The 697-nt window shown below is 51.5% G+C and carries 7 tRNA genes; all 7 read right to left on the bottom strand.

Annotated elements, in window-relative coordinates:
- Positions 1-2: 2 nt before the first annotated feature.
- The 7 genes from QE109_RS17600 to QE109_RS17570 all read right to left on the bottom strand — a co-directional run bounded on the left by QE109_RS17600 (position 3) and on the right by QE109_RS17570 (position 697).
- Positions 3-76, bottom strand: a tRNA-Ile gene (locus QE109_RS17600).
- A gap of 15 nt (positions 77-91) precedes the next feature.
- Positions 92-168, bottom strand: a tRNA-Pro gene (locus QE109_RS17595).
- 27 nt (positions 169-195) lie between these two features.
- Positions 196-271 (bottom strand) — tRNA-Trp (locus tag QE109_RS17590).
- Between the two features lie 8 nt (positions 272-279).
- Positions 280-356: transfer RNA gene (locus tag QE109_RS17585), tRNA-Ile, on the bottom strand.
- A 22-nt stretch (positions 357-378) separates the two neighbouring features.
- Positions 379-470 (bottom strand) — tRNA-Ser (locus QE109_RS17580).
- Between the two features lie 36 nt (positions 471-506).
- Positions 507-595, bottom strand: a tRNA-Ser gene (locus QE109_RS17575).
- A gap of 26 nt (positions 596-621) precedes the next feature.
- A tRNA-Lys gene (locus tag QE109_RS17570) sits at positions 622-697 on the bottom strand.

Here is a 697-nt window from a genome sequence, read left to right as displayed (position 1 = left end):
GGTGGGCATAAGTGGACTCGAACCACCGACCTCACGCTTATCAGGCGTGCGCTCTAACCAGCTGAGCTATACGCCCATGATTTTGTAAAAATGGTCGGGGTGGCAGGATTTGAACCCGCGGCCCTCTGGTCCCAAACCAGATGCGCTACCAAACTGCGCTACACCCCGAAGATTGATTAATAAACTTGTAGAAATTGGCAGGAGAGACAGGGTTCGAACCTGCGACACTCGGTTTTGGAGACCGATGCTCTACCAGCTGAGCTACACTCCTATTTTTGTTGGTGGGCCATCAGGGACTCGAACCCCGGACCATCCGGTTATGAGCCGGATGCTCTAACCAACTGAGCTAATGGCCCCAATTGAGCATCCTGAAAAAATTGGCGGAGAAGGAGGGATTTGAACCCTCGCGCCCCTCGTCGAGACCTACTCCCTTAGCAGGGGAGCCTCTTCAGCCACTTGAGTACTTCTCCGTGTGAAACGCTAATTTTTACATTTGATAATTTAAATGGCGGAGAGGGTGGGATTCGAACCCACGTGGGCTTGCACCCTAACGGTTTTCAAGACCGCCCCGTTATGACCGCTTCGGTACCTCTCCTAATATTAACTTAAAAAAAATGAAAATGGTGATCCAACCGCGGCTCGAACGCGGGACACCCTGATTAAAAGTCAGGTGCTCTACCAACTGAGCTATTGGACC

The sequence above is a fragment of the Fusibacter bizertensis genome, assembly GCF_029914245.1.
GTDB classification, from domain to species: Bacteria; Bacillota; Clostridia; order Peptostreptococcales; family Acidaminobacteraceae; genus Fusibacter_C; species Fusibacter_C bizertensis.
This window is presented reverse-complemented; position numbering and strand designations above follow the sequence as displayed.